At 45.6% G+C, this 3,417-nt stretch carries 4 protein-coding genes; all 4 read right to left on the bottom strand.

Annotated elements, in window-relative coordinates; translation table 11 throughout:
* Nucleotides 1-214: 214 nt before the first annotated feature.
* The gene (locus tag FTU00_RS15370) at nucleotides 215-439 is read right to left on the bottom strand and encodes a hypothetical protein (RefSeq protein WP_000743213.1); all 225 of its coding nucleotides are present in this window, start codon (nucleotides 437-439) and stop codon (nucleotides 215-217) included.
* A complete protein-coding gene (locus FTU00_RS15365; protein ID WP_001366550.1) occupies nucleotides 436-1,173 on the bottom strand; it encodes a recombinase family protein in 738 nt (245 codons plus the stop codon). The genes FTU00_RS15370 and FTU00_RS15365 overlap by 4 nt, the downstream gene beginning before the upstream one ends.
* Nucleotides 1,174-1,321: 148 nt before the next feature.
* Entirely contained in the window at nucleotides 1,322-2,488 is a 1,167-nt protein-coding gene (locus FTU00_RS15360; protein WP_024160783.1) for a tetracycline-inactivating monooxygenase Tet(X3), read from the bottom strand.
* Between the two features lie 189 nt (nucleotides 2,489-2,677).
* Nucleotides 2,678-3,271 (bottom strand): tyrosine-type recombinase/integrase, encoded by a 594-nt coding sequence (locus FTU00_RS15355; protein ID WP_205779272.1) that lies wholly within the window; start codon nucleotides 3,269-3,271, stop codon nucleotides 2,678-2,680.
* Nucleotides 3,272-3,417 lie beyond the last annotated feature (146 nt).

The following is a 3,417-nucleotide window of genomic DNA, read 5'->3' as shown; positions in this document are numbered from 1 at the left end:
GCATGTTCCGCGTCCTTGCAATACTGTGTTTACATACAGTCTATCGCTTAGCGGAAAGTTCTTTTACCCTCAGCCGAAATGCCTGCCGTTGCTAGACATTGCCAGCCAGTGCCCGTCACTCCCACTCGATTGTAAACAAGCACACAAAACCCTTTAGTGACAACAATTTGCAAGAACTATCAGGCTCAGTGCCATGAAAAATACCATGACCAGATCATGAGGTTGAACACGGCTTGCGCCGGCAGCGTTCACGCTCCTGGTCGGCGATCTCGCCCGGCTGCAATGCTAGCTCAGCATCGGTCATGCGCTCCAGCACGTCGCGTAGGCGGATGGTGCAAGGAATGGGCGGCAGCTCGAACTCATAGCCGCCGGCGATCATTTCGGCCGCAATCTCCTCGGTGATGAAAAACGGCTCGTCGTCTTGGTTCGGCTTCTTCATGCCCTTTCCTCCTGGCGCTCATCCTGGCCGACAGCGGCCAGGGCATCGGCTTCCGTCAATGCGTCCTCCACGAACGCGCCGTGCTGCTTCGCTTCGGCCTGGCTGACCTCGGCCCATATCCGTTTCACCTGGGCCGCACTGTACCCGGCCAGCTCGGCGGTCTTGTTGATGCTGTAGCCGGACTTGCGCAGCGCGACAACTTGGGCGCGGCGCTTCGGATCAGCACGGCGGCCCTTGTACCGCCCGGCCTGGCGGGCCAACTCAATGCCTTGGCGCTGGCGTTCGCGCCTGTCCTCGTAGTCGTCGCGGGCCATCTGCAAGGCCAGGCGAAAAAGCATGATCTGCACGGCTTCCAGCACGATCTTGGCGACGCCCTGGGCCTCGGCCGCCAGGTCGGATAGATCGACCACGCCAGGGACGGCCAGGCGTGCGCCTTTGGCCTGTATCGAGGCCACCAGGCGCTCGGCCTCGGGCAAAGGTAGGCGGCTGATGCGGTCGATCTTCTCGGCAATGACCACCTCGCCGGGCTGTAGGTCGCCGATCATGCGCAGCAGCTCAGGCCGGTCGGCGCGTGCGCCGGATGCCTTCTCACGGTAGATGCCGGCGACGTAGTAGCCGGCGGCCTTCGCGGCCGTAGTGATCGCCTCTTGGCGTTCCAAGTCCTGCGCGTCGGTGCTGACGCGCAGATAGACCCGCGCCACCATCGGCGCGGCTACTGGCTTCGTCCTGCGCATACTTGCGGGCTCCTTTGGGCATACTCAAATGCACCCATCTTAAACTGGCAGCTAATGTACAAAAGTTGATAGAAGCACACAAGTTCAATTTTGCACTTCTGCCCCACTATTGCAAAACTGCTTGTTAGTAGCCGTTTTTTCTTACTGTTTATAGATTCAATAATTTTTGAAACGAAAAATTGGGACTAAACATTTCGGTTTCGTTTTCTGTCGATTCGTCCTGCGTATCTTTTGCATAAACAAACATTTGTTGTTCGTAGTTTTCGATGGCATTTTCAATACTTGTAAATTCTCCGTTTGTAAGGTTTTCAGACAATATCAAAGCATCCAATAATCCCGTATTTACACCCTGTCCTGCAAAAGGCGACATCAAATGAGCAGCATCGCCAATCATTGTTATGGGTAATGGACGGTTACTTTTCCAATCATTGTTCAAAGGAAATTTCCTTGTGGGCAAGCATTGAAATGTTGATACCGAACGTATTAATTGTTTGTAAACTTCACTCCATTTGGAAAATCTTTTCAATAAAAAATCGGCAACGCTGTTTCTGTCCTGAAAATCTAAGGGAATTTTATTTTTCCATTCATCGGGCGTTTTAAAACTAATTCCTAAATACAATGCACCATTATTATTGGGATTGGCAAACAATAAAATGCCCTGATGTCCCGCCATTAATCGGTTGCCGTTGCATAGCTGAAAAAATCCGGGACAGTTTATTTCCGGTTGAAGAATATCAGCTTGGATGTTGAAAGTACCGGTTTCTTCAACTTGCGTGTCGGTAACAAAGCTCCTTATTTTCGACATTCCACCATTGGCAAGAATAACCAAATCTGCTGTTTCACTCGGTTTATTCTCAAAAGTTAGTGTCCACTTCTTCTTACCAGGTTCAAGCATAACAAGTTTTCTATCCCAAATAACCGTGTCGTTTTCTAAACTATTCAACAAGATAGCCCTTAAGTCATTTCTGTTTATTTCAGGATTGTCAAATCGATTTTCGGGCTTTACATTTTTTGTGGATAAAATATTGCCTTTTTCATCAGCAATATTTACACCCATTGGTAAGGCTAAGTCATAATAAGTTTGTAACAATCCCGCTTTTTTCATTGCTTCCTGACCTGAACCTTTGTGTAGGTCAAGGGTTCCACCAAAAATTCTTGCCTCTCGGTCGTTGTCTCTTTCGTAAACTGAAACGTCTATGCCGTTTTGCTGTAATAATTTTGCCATAGTCAGTCCAACGGGTCCACCACCAATTATTGCAACGTTCTTATCACTAAGTAAATTCATTTGTTTGTCCGTATCTATTCGCATTGTCATTCAAAAATGGCACATAACAAGTGGCTATACGCCAAATGGCGTATATATCCACTATATCTTATTTTGCTAAACCTTTCATTATCAGTGACAAATCCGTTTTCAACCGTTTACCGTTCGTTTCTACTCTCTCAAAAGGATTTATATTCATAGTGCTTTTTGTTAAGTTTTGCTCAAATATACAAATCCTTTCTATATATCTAACAAATCCATCGGACTTTTTAATTGTTCCATTCCCTTGGTGGTAATATGTGTATAAACCTCAGTTGTTTTACTGCTTGAATGACCTAACAACGATTGAATATAACGTAAACTCGTACCATTCTCAAGCAAATGCGTTGCAAAGCTATGTCGTAAGGTATGTACAGTAACTTCCTTTTGAATCTTTGCTTTTAAAACAGCTGCTTTAAAAATGTTTTGAATACTTCGGCTTGAGTATGCGCCACCTTTTTGACCTTCAAATAAATAATCTTTTGGTTTATATTCCATAAAGTATGTTCTTAAAATAATTAATGTTTTCTCAGATAAAATGGTATAACGATCTCTTTTTCCTTTTGACTGTTCTATACGAATTTGCATGCGCTTGGAGTCAATGTCTTTTATTTTCAGGTTTATACATTCAGAAATGCGCAAACCTGCCGAATAAATAGTCATCAGAATAGCCTTGTGTTTCACGTTTTCAATAGCGCGTAGTACCCGAATGGTTTCTTCTTCACTCATCACAACAGGAAGTGTTTTTTCTTTTTTTGGTCTTTCGATGAAATATGTTTTCCGTTGTCCACCCAAAACACGTTCGTAATAAAACTGGCACTGTTGCAAAGTTAGCGATGAGGCAGCCTTTTGTCTTATTCAAAGGCCTTACATTTCAAAAACTCTGCTTACCAGGCGCATTTCGCCCAGGGGATCACCATAATAAAATGCTGAGGCCTGGC

It is taken from the genome of Acinetobacter sp. YH12041 (assembly GCF_013419975.1).
GTDB lineage: Bacteria > Pseudomonadota > Gammaproteobacteria > Pseudomonadales > Moraxellaceae > Acinetobacter.
Note: the sequence above shows the minus strand (reverse complement) of the source record. Positions and strands in the feature narration are given on the sequence as shown.

What these genes read in the sequence shown, in the direction of transcription:
- FTU00_RS15370 (WP_000743213.1), bottom strand. Translation starts at nt 439, where the DNA reads ATGAAGAAGCCGAACCAAGACGACGAGCCGTTTTTCATCACCGAGGAG.
- FTU00_RS15365 (WP_001366550.1), bottom strand. Translation starts at nt 1,173, where the DNA reads ATGCGCAGGACGAAGCCAGTAGCCGCGCCGATGGTGGCGCGGGTCTAT.
- FTU00_RS15360 (WP_024160783.1), bottom strand. Translation starts at nt 2,488, where the DNA reads ATGACAATGCGAATAGATACGGACAAACAAATGAATTTACTTAGTGAT.